Source organism: Mesosutterella multiformis (assembly GCF_003402575.1).
GTDB lineage: Bacteria > Pseudomonadota > Gammaproteobacteria > Burkholderiales > Burkholderiaceae_F > Mesosutterella > Mesosutterella multiformis.
The window spans coordinates 725,816-743,533 of the sequence record NZ_BGZJ01000001.1 but is presented as its reverse complement, the minus strand read 5'-3'; the positions used below and the strand labels follow the sequence as shown (position 1 = coordinate 743,533).

Below are 17,718 nucleotides of genomic sequence, written 5' to 3'. Positions count from 1 at the left end.
CAGCATGGCAATCCAAACGTACCTGGTCGGCGGCTATGTCCGTGACCTGCTTCTTTCCCGTCACGGGATCCCAGCCACGCCCTCCGACAAGGACTACGTCGTGGTCGGCGCGACCCCCGAATACATGGTGTCGAAGGGGTTCATTCCGGTCGGCGCCGATTTCCCGGTTTTCCTTCACCCGAAAACGCATGAGGAGTACGCGCTCGCCCGCACAGAGCGGAAGACCGCTCCCGGCTACCACGGGTTTACGTTCAGCGCTTCGCCTGATGTCACGCTCGAAGAGGATCTGATGCGCCGCGACCTCACGATCAACGCGATCGCAATGTCTGAGGACGGCACACTCTTTGACCCCTGGGGCGGAGAGGAGGATATCCGGAGGAGAGTCTTCCGCCATGTAAGCCCGGCTTTCCGCGAGGATCCGGTAAGAATCCTGAGAATCGCCCGGTTTTCCGCCCGACTTCCTGAATTTTCAGTGGATCCTGGCACCTGGCAGCTCATCACCGACATGGTGAAGGCGGGGGAGGCTGACGCCCTCGTGCCTGAGCGCGTGATGAAGGAGCTGTCCCGGGGACTGATGGAAAAGGCCCCGTCCCGCATGATGAAAATCCTGCTTGAGTGCGGCGCCTGGACAAGGATCGCGCCCGACGTCCCCTGCAGCGAAGCCCTGCTCCGGAAACTCGACGAGGCTTCCGGCATCAATGCCCCGGCCGCGGTCCGCCTCGCGCTCCTCTTTTCGGAAGCCGGAGACCGCGGAAGCGAGGCCGCGAAGTCGCTCCGGGCCGGATCTGACGCGATCGGGCTCGTGGAGCTTGGTGAGCGGTGCGGCGCGATGCTGCGGGAAAAGGTAGAAGCTGAGTCTGCTGTCCGTCTATTCGAAAAAGCGGATGCCTTCCGCCGTTATCCCCGGTTCAGGGAGTTCCTTCAGGTGCAGCAGATCGCTTCCGGAGTTCGGCCGGAACCCTGGCTGAGAGCCGCTGACGCCGCGCGCGCCGTGGCGACCCGCGATATTGCGGCCGCGGCCTCTTCTCCCTCTGAAATTCCCGCCGCCATCCGGGCTGCCCGCGTGAAAGCGGTCAGAGATACTCTCGCCCAGACTCACACCGATAAAGACAACGCATCATGACGCTTGAAGAACTGCAGCTCTCCTGCCGCCGCATCTATATCGAGGACCTCCGGCTTCTCGCTCGGCTCGGCATTTATCCGCACGAAATTGCCGCCGCTCAGGAAATCCTGATTTCCGCAAGCGTCTGGGTGGACAAAAAACCGCTCGGAGAAGATATTGAGAACACCGTGAGCTACGCAACGCTCGCGGAGATCGCCCGGCGGATTGTCCGCAGCCACCACTTCCTCGTTGAAACCGTGGTGGAGGAGATGATCCGTGAAATCCGGGTTCTGCCCGGAGTCCGGGCGGGACGGGTTGACTGCCGGAAGACGCATGCCGTGACAGGCGCTGACGCCTCCGGTGTTGAGGAGTTTTTCCTAAATGAGCAATGAATCAGTTATTGGAACCACCATTCCGATCACGCCGGCCGAGGCTCTGAACAAGTCCCCGGCTCCCGCCGCGGAGGAAACCGCGGAGCAGCCTGCCGGAGAAAAAGAAAAGGTAAAGAAGTCCGTTGCCGCGAAGAAGCTCGAAAAGCGGATCATGCGTCTCACGGGGCAGGCGATCGCTGACTTCAACATGATCGAGGAGGGCGATCGGATCGGTGTCGCGGTATCGGGCGGCAAGGACAGCTATGTGCTCCTTGAGACCCTTCTCAAACTCCAGAAGCGGGCCCCCGTTCATTTCGAAGTCATGGCCGTGAACATCGATATGGAGCTGCCGGATTTCCCGCACGACCTTCTTCCGAATTATTTCAAGAGCATAGGCGTTCCGTTCCACGTGGAACGTCAGAACGCCTACGCGACGATCAAGCGCATCATTCCGTCCGGACAGCACATCTGCTCACTCTGCTCGCGCCTTCGCCGCGGCATTCTCTACACCACGGCGGATAAGCTGGGGCTCACGAAAATCGCGCTCGGTCACCAGATGGATGACATCGTGAGCACGCTGATGCTCAACATGTTCTACGGCGGTCAGATGAAAGGCATGCCGCCCGTTCTCCGGAGTGATGACGGGCAGCACGTAATCATCCGGCCGCTGGCCTACGTGCATGAGTCCGACACCCGCAAGTGGGCTCAGATCCAGGGCTACCCCATTGTTCCGAAGAATCTCTGCGGCTTTGCCGAGAACCGCTGCCGCCACGAGATGAAGGAACTCCTTGCGCAGTGGGAGAAGATTGACAAGAACCGGATGTACAACATCTTCAAGAGCATGACCCACGTGGTGCCTTCCCATCTGCTCGACCGGTCGCTCTGGGATTTCCACGAGTTTCACGCCCTCACGCAGCCCCCGAAGCCCCTGAAACCGCGGCGTCAGAGCAAAAACTGATTCCCGTTTAGAATAGGAAGACGGTCCTGCCCGGATCCCGCCAGGGATTCCGGGCGAGTCTATTTCTTTTCTTTTTTACAGAGCTTATTGACTGCTATGCGTGCACGTTCTATGAAGGTGATCGACCTCGCGGTCCGTCACGTCGAATGTATTTCCGCCACTACCTCAGTGACTGACTGCGCCCTTGCGATGCGTACCCGTCATGTGGGAAGCCTGGTCGTAGTGGACGGCGGCAATAAGCCGATCGGCATGATTACGGATCGCGATCTTACGATCGAAGTTCTTGCCACCGGCCGTGATATCGCTGCCACGAAGGTCGGAGACGTGATGACGAGCCCGGCGGTCGTCGCTCAGGGTGAAGAGAACATCGTGGACGCGCTTGCCCGCATGCGTGAGTTCGGCATCCGCCGTCTCCCGGTGGTGGACGAGAACGGTCTGCTTGTCGGTGTCGTCACGAATTCCAACATGCTGGAGGAACTCTCCACCATGCTGGACAGCCTTGTGCGCAACATCAAGTCCTCGAAGACCCGCGAGGCGGCGCTTCGCCCCTGAGTCAGAGCAGGATTCCGCCGCTCAGAAAAAAAGGGAGATCTCATCCGAGACCTCCCTTTTCGCTTTTATTCAGCCTTGCCCTGGCTTCTGAGAACGCTCTGATAGACCGTATCGCGCGGCAGTCCGGTCACCCGAGACACAAGCGCCGCGGTTTTGGATGCTGGCAGCTCTTTCGCGATTTCTCTCACCCAGGCGAGAACCTCTTCGCCCATTTCGGACTCCTTCTTTTCCGCCTCGTCGATCAGGATCGCGTATTCGCCCCGGGGCTCATGCGCGTCCGCCCAGGCCGCGAGGTCACCTGCCGCGAGCGGCGTAAAGGATTCAAAGCGCTTCGTGATTTCGCGCGCCACAACCACGCGACGCCCCGGCTCAAGGGCCGAGCCAAGATCACGGAGGAGCGCCTGAATGCGGTGAGGCGCCTCATAGAGCACGAACGCGTCGCCGCGGGACGCGTAGCGGGAGAGTGTTTCACGGCGGGCCTTGGCCTGCGGAGGCACAAAGCCGACAAAGGTAAACGTTTTCGCGGTGAGGCCCGAAGCGGAGAGCGCTGTGATCACGGCACTCGCCCCCGGCACCGGAATCACCCGGAATCCGGCATCCAGCACAATCTTCACGACCAGAGCGCCGGGGTCCGATACCGCCGGCGTTCCGGCGTCCGTCACGAGCGCCACTCGTTCCCCGTTCTTCAGCCGCTCGATGATCGTCTGAGCGCCGGTCACTTCGTTAAATTCGCGCACTGAGATTTCGTGCGTCGTGATGCCGTAGCGGGACAGAATCTTCTGCGTCTGACGGGTATCCTCTGCAGCCACACAGTCGGCGATCGCGAGAGTCCAGAGTGCGCGGATCGTGATATCGGCCGCGTTTCCGATCGGCAGACCCACGATGTAGAGAGCCCCCGCAGGGAACTCCTGCTCGCCGATCCCCGACTCCCGGGCCCATGCCATCTGCTTCCACTGCTCCAAGGCTTCCTGCATCGCGATTCCTTCTGTGTCCGTCCGTTAGTGAATGAAGCCTAACACTTTAACCTGAGGTGAACGAAAATTGCACGGGCATTTGCACCTACAATTGAAAACCTGTTTTTCCTCCGGACACCTCTCTCTATTCCTATGGCCAATACGCTTATTACGTTAAAAAACGCGAGCCTCGCTTTCGGTGACTACCCGCTTCTCGACAACACGGATTTTTCGGTTCAGGAGGGTGAGCGTATCGGTCTCATCGGTCGCAACGGCACAGGCAAGAGCTCCATGCTTCAGGTGCTCGCCCGAAAGTCCGCGCTGGATGACGGAGAGATTCAGGTGAAGGACGGTCTGCGGGTTGTGCTTCTGGAACAGGAACCGGTCTTCCCGCCGGCTCCCACGATCCGTGAGAGCCTGATCGCGCAGTCCGGCTTTGATCCGTCGGATGACAAACTCTACTGGAAACAGATCGCGAAACTCGACGCCTACCTGCAGCGGCTGAATGTCCGCGCGGACGCGGATCCCGGAACCGCTTCCGGCGGCGAGCGGAAGAAAGCCGCCATCGCGCTCGTACTCGCTCAGGAACCGGACCTGCTGCTGCTCGATGAGCCGACGAACCACCTCGACATCACCACGATCGCGCTCCTCGAGGATCTGATCCGGGAAACGTTCAAGAACACCCGGGCGCTCGTGGTGATCACGCATGACCGAGAGTTCCTCGATGCGGTTTCCACCCGGATCGTGGAACTCGACCGCGGCATTCTCCGCTCCTACCCGGGCAACTTCGCGGACTACGAGCACCACAAGAATTACGAACTCGCGATCGAGGAAACCGCGCGCCGCAAGTTCGATAAATTCTGGGCCCAGGAAGAGGTCTGGATCCGTAAGGGCATTGAGGCCCGCCGTACCAGAAACGAGGGCCGAGTGCGCCGTCTGGAACGGCTGCGCCGGGAACGCGAGGCGAGGCGCGACCGCATGGGTCAGGTGAACATGTCGATTGACGCGGGGGAAAAGAGCGGAAAGCTGGTCGCCGAACTGAAGAACGTCTCGAAGTCCTTCGGTGATAAGACCGTGATCCGGAATCTGAACTTCACGCTGATGCGGGGTGACCGCCTCGGCCTGATCGGACCGAACGGCGCGGGGAAGAGCACACTCATCAAGGTGCTACTCGGAGAACTCCAGCCTGATGAGGGCACAGTCCGCCTCGGCACGAATCTCCATATTGCGTATTTCGATCAGCTCCGCGCCCAGCTTGACCTCAAGAAGACCGTGGCGGATACCATCGCTCCGGGCAGCGAGTGGGTGGAAATCGGCGGTGTAAAGAAGCATATCAAGAGCTATCTGAATGATTTCCTCTTTTCGCCCCAGCGGGCCGACTCTCCGGTCGAGGCGCTTTCAGGCGGCGAGCGGAACCGGCTGCTGCTTGCCCGGCTCTTCGCGCTGCCCGCCAACCTCCTTGTGCTTGACGAGCCGACGAACGATCTCGATATCGATTCTCTCGAACTCCTCGAACAGGTTCTGGAGGACTATTCCGGCACGCTGATCCTCGTGTCGCATGACCGACGGTTCCTCGATAACACTGTGACACAGGTGCTGGCAGCGGAAGGGAACGGTGAGTGGCATGAGTATGTCGGCGGCTATTCCGACTGGGTAAAGTACCGCCGTCCGCAGGCCGCGCCAGCCGCGGCACCGAAGGCTGAAAAGCCTGCTCAGCCGAAGCCCGCCCGCGCGAAGAGTGTGAAGCTCTCCTATAAGGAAGAGCGTGAACTCGAGTCGCTGCCGAAGGAAATCGACGCGCTTGAGACCGAGCAGCAGGAGCTGCTTGAGAAAATGGCAGGTCCCTCCTACCACGAGCTTCCCGGAGCTGAAATCAAAGCCGACCGCGACCGGCTTGAAGCGATCCCGCAGATTCTCGAAGAACGCTACGAACGGTGGCAGGAACTCGAGAGTAAGCGTGAAATCGCCGAAAATAAGCATTAATGAGAGCTGTTCTGTGGTCTAAACTAATTGTGACCGCAGAATGCGGGTTCAGAACTCAATATCAGAACGCTACAGAGTAAAAGGCAAAAGAAAGTGAGCGAAACCACTGCTGATCGCATCGCCCTGCTGCGCAAGGCAAAAACCCTTCCTGATCTGATTGCCAACCGGGCGAAGACCGCCCCGGATGATGAAGCGCTCCGCCAGTACGACCGTTCCAAAGGCGAATGGGTCAGCACAACGTTCGGCGAGCTGCAGGAAAGAATCCTTGAGTGGCACAAAGCCTATGCCGCGCTGAAGCTGGAACGCGGCTCCCGCGTGGGCATTCTGCTGCCGAACGGGATCGACGCTGTCTGCGCGGACCAGGGCGCTCTCGCGAACGCGCTGGTGCCGGTTCCGATGCACGCGATCGATACCGCAGGCGCCTCAGCTTTCATCCTGATTGACTCTCAGGCAAGCGTCCTTGTGACAAACAAGCTGTCCCGCTGGCAGGCGATCGCCGACACCGGCATCATCCTTCCGGATCTGCGGCACGTCATTCTTACCGAGGAAACCTCGGTTCCCGCACCGGAAGGCGAAATTGAGCTTCACACGCTTTCTGACTGGCTGAAGATGGGGGAGCCCCTCACGGAGGCTGACCTCACGGAAAAGCCCGAACCGGATGATCTCGGCGCCATCGTCTATACATCCGGCACCACGGGAAAGCCGAAGGGCGTGATGCTCACGCACCGGAACTTCCTCACGAACGTCTGCGACACTCCGGACTGCCTCACGCCGATCGGAGGCGATATTTTCCTATCGTTCCTGCCGCTCTCCCACACGTTCGAACGGACGCTCGGCTACTACCTCGCGCTCGGCATGGGCTGCACCGTGGTTTACAACCGCTCGATCATGCTCCTCGCGGAAGACTTCAAGACCGTGCGTCCGACGGTCATCATTTCGGTTCCCCGGATTTATGAGCGCGTCTACGCAAAGCTGAATGACGCGCTGGAAAAGAAGGGCGGCGCCGCGAAGAAGATCTTCTCCTGGGCGGTCGAAGCCGGATGGCGCCGTTTCTGCAAGAGAAACAAACTTCCGGTCGACAAGTCGAACCGCTCTTTCGGCAACATGATCGCCGGTCCCCTCTTTGAAAAGAAGGTTTCCCAGACGCTGATGGATCAGTTCGGCGGCAGGCTGCGCGCGGCCATTTCAGGCGGCGCCGCGATCAACCCGAAAGTCGCGAAGGTATTCTGCGGGCTTGGAATGCCGGTGATCCAGGGTTACGGCATGACTGAGACGTCGCCTGTCATCGCCGGCAACCGCCTCGATGACAACCAGCCTCAGACTGTCGGCCTCCCGTTCACGCACGTTGAAGTACGGCTCGGCGAGGATAACGAGATCCAGGTCCGCGGCCCAAGCGTCATGAAGGGCTACTGGAAACGCCCCAAAGCAACGGCCGAAGCCTTTACCGAAGACGGCTGGCTGCATACGGGTGACGTCGGATCGCTTTCCGAGGACGGCCATCTCTCGATCCGGGGCCGTATCAAGGAAATCATCGTCACATCGACCGGCGAAAAAGTGCCGCCCGCGGATATTGAATCCGCTCTCGAAACGGATCCGCTTTTCGCCCAGACCTTTGTGCTCGGCGAGAATAAGCCCTATATCTCCTTCATCACGGTGCTGAATCCCACGGAGTGGAAGAAGCTCGCTGCCTCTCTTTCACTTGACCCTGAGTCTCCTGAGAGTCTCAGCGCGCCCGCTGCCCGCCAGGCCGTGATCAAGCGCGCGAAGGAAGCCACGAAAGACTTCCCCCGCTACGCTCTGCCCCGCGCCGTAACACTCGTCACCGAGCCCTGGACGATTGAAAACGGACTTCTCACGCCGACGCTCAAGCTGAAGCGCGGTCCGCTCCGCAACAAATTCGCTGACGAGATCCAGCAGATGTACAAAGCCTAGTTCCCGGCCCCGCACTCCGCTAGAATCCATAATCCTTAAAAAGGCCTTCCTCTCCCCCCAGAGAAGGAGGGCTGCTTCACTGACTGACTTACAGAAATCCATGGCAATCGATACAACGCTTAATCCTTCCGCACAGCAGGCTCAGCACCTGATGCCTAACTGGCAGGTTCACATGACCGACAAGATCATGCAGTACTACATCGACCGCGGTCTTACAGTGGATCCGGTGATTCTCAAATCACCGCCGCCTCCGCAGGAAGGGCATCAGTACCTGCTCTACATGCATGTGCCGTTCTGCCATACGCTGTGCACCTACTGCACCTTCCACCGCTTCCTCTTCAAGGAATACAAGGCGCGCGAATACTTCAAGAATCTGCGCGCCGAGATGCAGATGGCGAAGGACCTCGGCTACGACTTCCAGTCAGTCTACGTGGGCGGCGGCACGACCACGATTCTGCAGGACGAACTGATCCAGACGCTCGAACTCGCCCGGAAGCTCTTCCCGCATATCCGCGAAATCTCCTGCGAAACCGATCCGAAGGAAATCGCCTCTCCCCTGTTCAAGAACCTGCAGGGACTGGTGGACCGCATGTCGATCGGCGTGCAGAGCTTTGATGACAGCATTCTGAAGCTCACCGACCGTACGAAGTTCGGCACCGGCGCTGAGGTCTATGACCGCATCGCGGCCTGCCAGGACCTCTTCCCGACCTGCAACGTCGATATGATGTTCGGTTTCCGCGGCCAGTCGCTCGACATGATCGCGCGCGACATGGAACTCATCCGCCAGCTCAATCCGAAGCAGGTCACCACGTACCCGCTGATGGTGACGAGCGAGACCCGCAAGAGCGTGAAGGGCATGATCGCCGCCGAGGGTCAGGAGCTATCCGAGCAGTACAACACGATTCTCGGCACGCTCGGCCAGCACTACCGTCAGCTCACCTCGTGGACCTTCGGCCGCACGGGTGACAATGAAGGCATCGATGAATACGTGATCGACCATGACGAATATCTCGGCATCGGCTCTGGCGCTTTCTCCTTCCTCGGCGACTCGCTCTACGTGAACACGTTCAGTCTCGCCCGCTATGGCCAGCGCATTCAGTCCGGCCAGATGGGTACGGAGCGCCGCCGTGAGTTCACGAAGCACCAGATTCTGCAGTACCGACTGATGCTCTCCATCTTCGCCGGCCGTCTCAGCCGCAAGTACTTCCGCGAGGTCCAGGGAGTCAACCTCGACACTGCCCTCCTGAAGGAAATGCTCGGCCTCCGTCTTGCCGGTGCCATCCGCCAGGATCCGACCGATCCCGATAAGCTCACCGTGACCACCGTCGGCAAGTTCCTCGGTCTCGTCATGATGAAGGCCTTCTACTCCGGCATGGATAACGTCCGCGCCCAGCTGCGCGCTCCGCTGAAGGCCTGCGATATGTAAGGCTTCCGAGGATTCATCCCTCAGAACGAATAAAGCCGCTGCAGAGAAATGCAGCGGCTTTATTCTTTGCCGGATCAGACGGGAAACGGTCAGTTGAACTTCTGACCCATTTCGCGGGTCGTGAGGAACTGAACATTCTCCCAGTGCTTCTGGGTCGTCTGAAGGTTATAGACCGAGGTTGCCAGGTAGACCAGATTGCCATCCGCGTCAGTCGCGAGACGGCTTGCCTGCTCTGCCTCAAACTCCTCACGGGTCTTGCCCTTGTCATCCGGGAACACGAGCCAGCGGGCCGTCGATACTTCGGTCGACTCGTAGATCGCGTCCACCCGATACTCGGTCGCAAGACGCTGAGCCACGATTTCGAACTGCAGAATACCCACGGCACCGAGGTAAATATGCCCCAGATCGTCCGTGAACACCTGAATCGCGCCTTCTTCGCCAAGCTCCTGCAGACCCTGACGGAGCTGCTTCTCCTTGAACGGATTCTTGCAGCGCACAGAGCGGAAGAGTTCCGGAGCGAAGAACGGGATACCGACAAAGCCGAGCTTCTCACCCTCGGTGAGCGTGTCACCGATGTGAAGCTGCCCGTGGTTATAGATACCGATGATGTCGCCCGCCACAGCCTCTTCCATGCGCTTTCTTTCCTGCGCCATGAAGGTCAGGGCGTTCGGGATCTTCATCTCCTTCCCCTCGCGGACGTGGAACACCTTCATGCCCGGCTCATAGCGGCCGGAGCACACGCGAAGGAACGCGATACGGTCGCGGTGGTGCGGATCCATGTTCGCCTGGATCTTGAAGACGAAACCGGTGAACGGCGATTCGGTCGGCTGCACGATGCGGACGCCGGCATCACGCGGCTGAGGCTGCGGAGCCCAGTCAACGAGTGCCTCAAGCACATCCTCAACACCGAAGTTGTTGATACCGGAACCAAAGAACACGGGGCTCTGCTCGCCGGCGAGGAACTTCTCGAGCGAGAAGGGTTCGCCCGCGCCCTGCACGAGTTCAATCGCCTCGCGCACCGAGTCCATTTCCATCGGGAACAGCTGATCGAGTTCGGGATTATCCAGCCCCTTGATCGTTTCCGTATCGTGGCTCAGACGCTCTTCACCCGGGCGGAACCGCACGAGCTCATTGTTCTTCAGCGAGAAAACACCGCGGAAGGTTTTGCCCATGCCGATCGGCCAGGTGATCGGGACGCAGTGCAGCTGCAGCACGTCTTCGATTTCTCCGAGCACATCGAGCGGGTCGCGCACTTCGCGGTCCATCTTGTTGATGAAGGTGATGATCGGGGTATTGCGGAGGCGGCAGATCTCAAGCAGCTTGATCGTCTGGGCTTCCACGCCCTTCGCGGCGTCAATCACCATCACGGCGGCATCCACTGCCGTCAGCACTCGATAGGTATCTTCCGAGAAGTCCTGATGGCCCGGGGTGTCGAGCAGGTTGATGATGCGGTCCTTATAGGAGAACTGCATCACCGAACTCGTGACCGAAATACCACGCTGCTTCTCCACCTCCATCCAGTCAGAAGTCGCGTGCCGGGCGGCCTTGCGGCCCTTAACAGCTCCGGCGAGCTGGATTGCGCCGCCGAAAAGCAGCAGTTTTTCCGTCAGCGTGGTTTTACCCGCGTCCGGATGTGAAATGATTGCAAAGGTGCGCCGGCGTGCAACGTCGTTCACCAATGCGGGATTGGGAGAAGTCATTTTGTTTGGATTCTTTCCTCCGCTTGAGAGGAAGCTGTTGAACGTTCAATTGATTCGAAGTGCGTAATTTTATCAAGCCTTACTGTGATTTGCTGATATGAACCGTCCGTCAAGATGATTAAAATGCCTCAGACTCTTTTTTCGCCACTTATTAAAGGCCCCCTTCCATGAGTTATTTTCCAAAATGGCAGGTAAAAACATCCGGCGTCATCGCGCCTGATGAAACCCTGCCGGCGAACCAGACGATCGCGCTCGGCATTCAGCACGTTGTCGCCATGTTCGGTTCCACCATCCTCGCCCCGATTCTGATGGGCTTTGACCCCAACGTTGCCGTACTGATGAGCGGCATCGGCACCCTCATCTTCTTCCTGATGGTGGGCGGCCGTGTGCCGAGCTACCTCGGTTCTTCTTTCGCCTTCATCGGCGTCGTGATCGCGGCCACGGGCTATGCGGCCGGTTCCGGCCTCAACCCCAATATCGAGGTCGCGCTCGGCGGCATCATGGCCTGCGGCATCGTGTACTTCCTTGTGGGTGTCATCGTTACGCTGACCGGTGTCGCCTGGATTGAAAAGCTGATGCCTCCGGTTGTGACCGGCGCAGTGGTCGCGGTGATCGGTCTTAACCTCGCCCCGACCGCCTGCAAGAGCGTCGGCACCTCTTCCTTCAACGCCTGGATCACGATTCTTTCCGTGCTTTGTGTGGGCGGTGTCGCGGTCTACACCCGCGGCTTCATCCAGAAGCTTCTGATTCTCGTCGGCCTTCTCATTGCCTACGTGATCTACGCGATTCTTACAAACGGCCTCGGTCTCGGCCAGCCGATCGATTTCTCTCTGATCAGCAACGCCGCCTGGTTCGGTCTGCCGCACTTCCATCACCCCGAATTCCGGGCTGACGCGATTCTGCTCATCGTGCCGGTCGTGATCATTCTGATCGCGGAAAACCTCGGCCACGTGAAGGCTGTGACCGCCATGACGGGCCGCAACCTTGACCCCTACATGGGCCGCGCTTTCATGGGCGACGGTCTCGCGACGATCGTTTCCTCCTCCATGGGCGGCACGGGCGTCACGACGTACGGTGAGAATATCGGCGTGATGGCCGCTACCCGCGTCTACTCCACGCTGCTCTTCCCGGTGGCTGCCGCGCTCGCGATCCTGCTCGGCTTCTCGCCTAAGTTCGGCGCTCTGATTCAGACGATTCCGCAGCCGATTCTTGCCGGTATGTCGATTGTTGTGTTCGGTCTCATCGCCGTGTCCGGCGCCCGCATCTGGGTTGAGAACCACGTCGACTTCAGCCAGAACCGCAATCTGATCGTCGCCGCTGTGACGCTGATTCTCGGCGCCGGCGACTTCTCGCTCTCGATCGGCGGTTTCACGATCGGCGGCATCGGCACCGCGACTTTCGGCGCCATTCTGCTGAATGCCCTGATGACCCCCGGTGAACGAATGGGTCAGAAAAAGAACTCTTAATCTGAAAGAGTCTGCCCGGCATTCCTGATGCAGCAAGGCCGATGAAGAGAAAAATCTTCATCGGCCTTTTTTCGTAGCTTGAACCCGGTTCGGATTACTTCCGGCGCGGATTTCCGGAGGCGTTCTGGAAGGCTGCCGCCATCGCGCCTGAGAAGCCGCCGCCCGTTCTTTCAGACTTCATCCGGGGCGCACTCTGTCGGCCAACGCGGGGTTCGCTTCTAGGCGCCCCTTCACGACGCATGGAAAGCGCGATGCGCTTCCGCTTTTCATCCACATCGAGCACCCGGACTTTGACGATCTGCCCCACCCGGACTTCAGCGGAGGGATCTTTCACATAGTGGTCTGCCAGCTCGGAAATATGAACGAGGCCATCCTGATGCACGCCGATATCCACGAAGGCACCAAACGCCGTGACGTTGCTCACCACACCCTCGAGCTTCATGCCAGGTTTCAGATCCGAGATCTCCGTCACCCCCTCAAGGAAGTGCGCCATCACGAATTCCGGACGCGGATCGCGGCCCGGTTTCTCGAGTTCCGAGAGGATGTCCTTCACGGTCGGGAGTCCGAACTGATCCGTAACAAAGTCAGCCGGCCGGAGACGCTTCAGCACCGATTCATTCCCGATCAGCTTTTCAATCGGAAGACCGGTTTTTTCCGCAATCGCGTTGGCGACTGAATAGGCCTCCGGATGAACCGCGGAGGCATCCAGCGGATTCTCGCCATTCTGAATCCGAAGGAAGCCCGCAGCCTGCTCAAACGTCTTCTGACCAAGGCGCGGAACGCTGAGCAGCTGGGCTCTGGAGGCGAACGCCCCATGCGCCTCTCGCCACCGGACCACCGCTTCCGCGAGACTTGATGTCAGCCCCGCCACGCGGCGAAGCAGCATGGGGCTTGCGGTATTCAGATTCACACCGACCGAATTCACGCAGTCCTCCACCACAGCATCCAGCTTCCGGGCGAGATCCCCCTGATCCACATCATGCTGATACTGACCGACGCCGATCGCCTTGGGGTCGATCTTCACGAGTTCGGCAAGCGGATCCTGGAGCCGCCGGGCGATCGACACCGCGCCGCGGTAGCTCACATCCATATCCGGGAATTCCTTCGCCGCGAGTTCGCTCGCGGAGTAGACGCTGGCACCCGCCTCGCTCACAACAGCCTTCGTAAGCCCGAGTTCCGGATGGCGATGAATCAGGTCATCCACGAGTTTCACTGTTTCGCGGGACGCCGTCCCGTTTCCGATACTGACCAGTGACGGATGGAACCGGCGGGCGAGCGTCGCGAGCGACTCAATCGATCCGTCCCAGTCGTTTCTCGGCGGGTGCGGATAGATGACCGCAGTCGCCTGAACAGAGCCTGTTTCAGAAATCACGGCTACCTTGACGCCCGTACGGATTCCCGGATCAAGACCGATCACGCCCTTGTGGCCCGCAGGGGCCGCAAGCAGCAGATCCTTCAGATTGGAGCCGAACACCGTGATGGCGCTCCGCTCAGCATCCTCACGGAGCTTCTGGAAGATCTCGGTTTCAAGCGACGTCAGGCATTTGACGCGCCAGGTCCAGCGGCAGACCCGGGCGTACCAGCTGCTCGCCGGAGCGCCGGAAAGCCGCAGACCTTCATGCTCCGCCACCATTTCAATGCAGGGGTGCGGTGTCTGGGCTTCGAGTTCCTCGGGAAGCGCCACTTTGACGGACAGCACTTCGTCCGTGCGGGCCCGGAAAATGGCGAGCACCCGATGTGACGGGATTCCGATCAGCGGTTCACTGAAGTGGAAGTAGTCCTGGTACTTGCTTCCGGCCTCTTCCTGCCCCTCGATCACCTCAGACTGCAGAACACCCGTCTTCCAGAGGAAGTCGCGGAGTTTCCCGATCAGCTCAGCGTCTGTCGCGAAACGCTCCGCCGCGATATCGCGGGCACCGTCAAGCGCCGAGGCCGGATCCGGATAGGCTTCGGAAAGGAACGCCTTGGCAGTCTCCTCGGGATCAAGCGACGGATTGCCGAGCAGCTGATCCGCGAGCGGCTCAAGCCCCGCTTCACGGGCCTTTTCAGCCCGGGTACGGCGTTTCGGCTTATAGGGGAGGTAGAGATCCTCGAGCCGCTGCTTGCTGTCAGCCGATTCAATCTCGGCTCTGAGCGCATCCGTCAGCTTTCCCTGCTTTTCAATGGACTCCAGAATGGAGGCGCGGCGGTCTTCAAGATCCTTCAGATAGATCAGCTTTTCCTCGAGCGCGCGAAGCTGCGTGTCATCGAGCCCTCCGGTCACTTCCTTCCGGTAACGGGCAATAAAGGGCACTGTCGCCCCTTCTTCAAGGAGATTCACGGCGGCCGCCGCCTGTGCCGGAGTGCAGTGAATGTCGGCGGCAATCGCCCGGGAAATTTTATCCAGTAAAAGATTCATAGCCGTGTCCGGAGCGGCAGCCGGAACTGCCGCCCCCAAAAGAAATCAATAGGGATGGAAGAAGAAACGCGCCGGTTTCTCTGCCGGCGCGCTGCCTCAGTGCTGAGCTGCCCGCTGACGGATCAGGTCAACGAGCGCCTGATCCTTATTCCGGTAGGCCTCGTTGCGAAGCTTATCGAAGACAGGATTTTCGGAAGGCTGAGGATTTTCCTGCTCGTAACTGAAGGTGAGGAGTACCTTATCCGCGGCTTCCTCAAGACGGATGATCTGCCAGCTGCGGGGCCAGGTGGGGCCTGCTGCGACGTGAATTTCCGCCCGGCTGTCCGGGATCAGGGCAACCTGATCCTCGATCACCAGATCGCCAAAGCGCTTTGTGCGCTTCAGCCACCGTCCGCCGTCACTTGTTTCGGTGTCCTGCACGCTCGACTCGTCGCAGCCCGCGAGCACAAGCTTCGGATTCCGGAGAAGCCACTCGAGCTCCCTCCAGACGCTTTCCCGATTCAGACCTTCCAGCTGCAGCACATGCTCAAAAATGATCACTTCTTTTCTCTCTCAGAGACCAGAGCCGGAATTTTCCCGCCCGGTCTTCATGCGTTTTTCCAGCCACTGGCTGTAAGCGGACATCATAAGGGAAGACGCAAAGTAGATGGCGCCCACAAAGAGATAGCCGACTCCGAAGAACTCTCTCCACTCTGGATCTCCGAGCGCAAGCCTCAGGCTTCCGAGAAGATCATACATAGAGACAACCGTGACAAGCGACGTATCCATAAAGGTGGAAAGAAGGCTGTTCACAAAAGCCGGAATGATCGCGACGAGCGCCTGCGGCAGCAACACGTGCACGTAGCACTGAAAGCGGCTGAGGCCGAGTGACTCCGCGGCCGACATCTGAGCGGCAGGAACTGCCTGAAGGCCGCCGCGGACGGTTTCCGCCATATAGGCCGCCTGGAACAGCACGATCGCGGTCGCCACGCGCCAGAACGTGGAAGTCTCAAATCCCATCGGCAGAAGGATCGGGAAAATGAAGGCCGCCACGAAAAGCACCGTGATCAGCGGCACGCCGCGGACGAGTTCGATATAAGCCGTGGAAAGTGTCCTTACAAGCGGCAGCTTCGAGCGGCGCCCGATCGCGAGCAGAATGCCGAGCGGGCTGGAAAGCGTCATGCCGATCAGTGTGAGAATCACGGTGAGAGGAAGTCCGCCCCAGGAGTCCGGGTCGACCGGAGAAAGCCCGAAAACGCCGCCGTACATCAGCGAGAAGAACACGGCAAAGGCGGCCACCCAGGCCGCACCCAGCACCCGGACTCCGCGCCTCGACCAGAATTTCGGCACCGCCGTGAGCACCAGCATCAGCACGATCACCGCTGTGCCGACCGCAGGCCTCCACTGCTCCTCGTACGGGAATCGGCCGAAAATAATCATCCGCCACTTTTCAGCGACGAATCCCCAGCAGGCACCGTCAGACGCGTGGCACGCTTCGTAATCAGGCTGAAAAACCGCGTTGATGACACCCCAGTCGATAAAGCGCCAGACGCCCCAGAGCAGGGCAATCAGAGCGGCAAACGTAAACGCTGCCGAGGCGGCTCCTGCCGGTGTCCGGAGGGCCTCAGGGTTCAGGGAAAAACGTTTCATTTCTCCTCCTCCCCCCGGGAGAACCGGGCATTGATGAGATTCATGATCACGGACGTGACGAGATTCAGCACGAGATACACGAGCATGATGAGGCAGATCATCTCGAGCGCCTGCCCCGTCGTGTTGATCGAGGTATTCCCGATGCAGACAACATCCGGATAGCCGACCACGACGGCGAGCGACGAATTCTTCGTGAGATTCATGAACTGGCTCGCGAGCGGCGGAACCGAAAGCTTCATCGCCTGAGGAAAGACCACATAGCTCGCTGTCTGCACGGGAGAGAGCCCCAGCGCCTCGCCCGCAAGCCACTGTCCCTCGCCGACCGAGAGAATACCGGCCCGGATCACCTCAGCGATCGGAGCCGAGGAGAAAAGCGTGAGCCCCAGCCAGAGGGCGAGGAATTCGGGCGACAGCGCGCCTCCCCCTTCCACCACAAAGCCTTCGAGATGGGGATGCGCCCAGCCAAAAACCGCTCCTGACAGCAGCCACACGGCAATCGCTGTCACGCAGAAAACGCCGAACGCGATCCCCCAGGCGACGAGGAAGGTGGATTTCCGAAGCGTCACCCGGCGTGCGGCCTCTCCGGCAATCAGCCCCACGGCAGCCGCCGCAAGCAGCGCCATCCCGTTATGCAGCGGCACCGGGAACTGCAGCCCCGCCTTATCCAGCATGACAGGCGCGCTCGAATTCATCACGGTCTCCATATCCGGGAGCATTTCCGTGATGGTGAGATAAATCGCGAGGAGCCCGATGATGAGCGGAATATTCCGGTAGAACTCGACATGGGCCCAGCCCAGCGCGTGAAGCACGGGCTGACGCGAAAGCTTCATGAACGCGATGACAATGCCGAGCAGCAGTGAGGAAAAAATCGCGAGGACCGAAACCTTCAGCGTATTGAGAATACCGATCCCAAATGCCCGCAGAAGCGTGTCTGAGGACTGAAAAGGAATCATCGATTCGCCGATCTCAAAACCGGCGGCATTCATCAGAAAGGCGAAGCCATGCTGAATGTTCCGTGACGCGAGATTCTCCGCGACATTCCGGGAGAGAATCCACAGAAATCCAAAGAACAGCACGGCAACGAGAAGCTGAATCATCAGCTCCCGGAATCGCCTGCTGCGCTCACGCGCGAGCCAGGCGGCATCACCCTGAGGCTGAGCCTTTTTCGGTCTGAAAAACATAGACACCCCAAAAAATTCAGACGCGAAGCCGGCCGCGGCGCTGGCTTACCCCGAGCGGCGGCCGGCA

General features: G+C 59.7%; 14 protein-coding genes. 8 read left to right on the top strand and 6 right to left on the bottom strand.

Translation table 11 applies throughout. The features are described 5' to 3' along the window. Positions 1-4 precede the first annotated feature (4 nt). The 4 genes from M4NBBH2_RS03495 (at position 5) to M4NBBH2_RS03480 (ending at position 2,983) form a co-directional block, all read left to right on the top strand. Positions 5-1,123 carry a tRNA nucleotidyltransferase/poly(A) polymerase-related protein gene (locus tag M4NBBH2_RS03495; RefSeq protein ID WP_235005599.1) on the top strand — a complete coding sequence of 373 codons (1,119 nt, stop codon included), beginning with the start codon at positions 5-7 and terminating at the stop codon, positions 1,121-1,123. Next, the gene (locus M4NBBH2_RS03490; RefSeq protein ID WP_116269717.1) at positions 1,120-1,494 is read left to right on the top strand and encodes a dihydroneopterin aldolase; all 375 of its coding nucleotides are present in this window, start codon (positions 1,120-1,122) and stop codon (positions 1,492-1,494) included. The genes M4NBBH2_RS03495 and M4NBBH2_RS03490 overlap by 4 nt, the downstream gene beginning before the upstream one ends. Beyond that, on the top strand, positions 1,484-2,431 hold the full coding sequence (gene ttcA / locus M4NBBH2_RS03485) for a tRNA 2-thiocytidine(32) synthetase TtcA (RefSeq protein WP_116269716.1): 948 nt from the start codon (positions 1,484-1,486) through the stop codon (positions 2,429-2,431). The genes M4NBBH2_RS03490 and ttcA overlap by 11 nt, the downstream gene beginning before the upstream one ends. Before the next feature lie 96 nt (positions 2,432-2,527). After that, entirely contained in the window at positions 2,528-2,983 is a 456-nt protein-coding gene (locus M4NBBH2_RS03480; RefSeq protein ID WP_049686573.1) for a CBS domain-containing protein, read from the top strand. 65 nt (positions 2,984-3,048) lie between these two features. On the opposite strand, the gene rsmI is transcribed toward M4NBBH2_RS03480, so the two are convergent. Beyond that, positions 3,049-3,957 carry a 16S rRNA (cytidine(1402)-2'-O)-methyltransferase gene (gene rsmI, locus M4NBBH2_RS03475; protein ID WP_235005600.1) on the bottom strand — a complete coding sequence of 303 codons (909 nt, stop codon included), beginning with the start codon at positions 3,955-3,957 and terminating at the stop codon, positions 3,049-3,051. Positions 3,958-4,089: 132 nt separating this feature from the next. On the opposite strand from rsmI, the gene M4NBBH2_RS03470 reads away from it, so the two are divergent. The 3 genes from M4NBBH2_RS03470 to M4NBBH2_RS03460 all read left to right on the top strand — a co-directional run bounded on the left by M4NBBH2_RS03470 (position 4,090) and on the right by M4NBBH2_RS03460 (position 9,277). Continuing rightward, positions 4,090-5,919, top strand: coding sequence for an ATP-binding cassette domain-containing protein (locus tag M4NBBH2_RS03470; RefSeq protein ID WP_116269715.1), 1,830 nt, complete (start codon positions 4,090-4,092; stop codon positions 5,917-5,919). Positions 5,920-6,012: 93 nt separating this feature from the next. Then, on the top strand, positions 6,013-7,851 hold the full coding sequence (locus tag M4NBBH2_RS03465) for an AMP-dependent synthetase/ligase (protein WP_235005601.1): 1,839 nt from the start codon (positions 6,013-6,015) through the stop codon (positions 7,849-7,851). Between the two features lie 100 nt (positions 7,852-7,951). Then, positions 7,952-9,277, top strand: a complete 1,326-nt coding sequence (locus M4NBBH2_RS03460; protein ID WP_116269714.1) for a coproporphyrinogen III oxidase family protein — start codon at positions 7,952-7,954, stop codon at positions 9,275-9,277. An 89-nt stretch (positions 9,278-9,366) separates the two neighbouring features. Here the strand turns inward: M4NBBH2_RS03460 and M4NBBH2_RS03455 are convergent, their stop codons facing one another. Next, the gene (locus M4NBBH2_RS03455; RefSeq protein ID WP_116269713.1) at positions 9,367-10,977 is read right to left on the bottom strand and encodes a peptide chain release factor 3; all 1,611 of its coding nucleotides are present in this window, start codon (positions 10,975-10,977) and stop codon (positions 9,367-9,369) included. 167 nt (positions 10,978-11,144) lie between these two features. Between M4NBBH2_RS03455 and M4NBBH2_RS03450 the strand changes: the two genes are divergently transcribed. Continuing rightward, the gene (locus tag M4NBBH2_RS03450; protein WP_116269712.1) at positions 11,145-12,443 is read left to right on the top strand and encodes a solute carrier family 23 protein; all 1,299 of its coding nucleotides are present in this window, start codon (positions 11,145-11,147) and stop codon (positions 12,441-12,443) included. 94 nt (positions 12,444-12,537) lie between these two features. On the opposite strand, the gene M4NBBH2_RS03445 is transcribed toward M4NBBH2_RS03450, so the two are convergent. The 4 genes from M4NBBH2_RS03445 to M4NBBH2_RS03430 all read right to left on the bottom strand — a co-directional run bounded on the left by M4NBBH2_RS03445 (position 12,538) and on the right by M4NBBH2_RS03430 (position 17,651). Continuing rightward, the gene (locus M4NBBH2_RS03445) at positions 12,538-14,841 is read right to left on the bottom strand and encodes a Tex family protein (RefSeq protein WP_116269711.1); all 2,304 of its coding nucleotides are present in this window, start codon (positions 14,839-14,841) and stop codon (positions 12,538-12,540) included. A gap of 96 nt (positions 14,842-14,937) precedes the next feature. Next, positions 14,938-15,381, bottom strand: coding sequence for an AtaL-like protein (locus M4NBBH2_RS03440; protein ID WP_116269710.1), 444 nt, complete (start codon positions 15,379-15,381; stop codon positions 14,938-14,940). Positions 15,382-15,393: 12 nt separating this feature from the next. Then, positions 15,394-16,470 carry an amino acid ABC transporter permease gene (locus M4NBBH2_RS03435; RefSeq protein ID WP_116269709.1) on the bottom strand — a complete coding sequence of 359 codons (1,077 nt, stop codon included), beginning with the start codon at positions 16,468-16,470 and terminating at the stop codon, positions 15,394-15,396. After that, a complete protein-coding gene (locus tag M4NBBH2_RS03430) occupies positions 16,467-17,651 on the bottom strand; it encodes an amino acid ABC transporter permease (RefSeq protein WP_116269708.1) in 1,185 nt (394 codons plus the stop codon). Before M4NBBH2_RS03430 ends, M4NBBH2_RS03435 begins: the two co-directional genes overlap by 4 nt. Positions 17,652-17,718 lie beyond the last annotated feature (67 nt).